The sequence below is a fragment of the Plesiomonas sp. ZOR0011 genome (genome assembly GCF_000800945.1).
In the GTDB taxonomy this organism is placed as follows: Bacteria; Pseudomonadota; Gammaproteobacteria; order Enterobacterales; family CAMTGL01; genus Plesiomonas; species Plesiomonas shigelloides.
The window spans coordinates 1-201 of the sequence record NZ_JRKB01000148.1; the positions used below are offsets into that span (position 1 = coordinate 1).

The following is a 201-nucleotide window of genomic DNA, read 5'->3' on the forward strand; positions in this document are numbered from 1 at the left end:
GGTGGAGCTAAGCGGGATCGAACCGCTGACCTCTTGCATGCCATGCAAGCGCTCTCCCAGCTGAGCTATAGCCCCATCATAAAGAAAGGTCGTGCGAGTTACTCTGATAATGAATCTGTGGTGATGATGGTGGAGCTAAGCGGGATCGAACCGCTGACCTCTTGCATGCCATGCAAGCGCTCTCCCAGCTGAGCTATAGCC

The 201-nt window shown here is 54.7% G+C and carries 1 tRNA gene; it reads right to left on the minus strand.

Annotated features, from left to right (window positions below):
- Positions 1-2 precede the first annotated feature (2 nt).
- A tRNA-Ala gene (locus L975_RS17115) sits at positions 3-75 on the minus strand.
- Positions 76-201 lie beyond the last annotated feature (126 nt).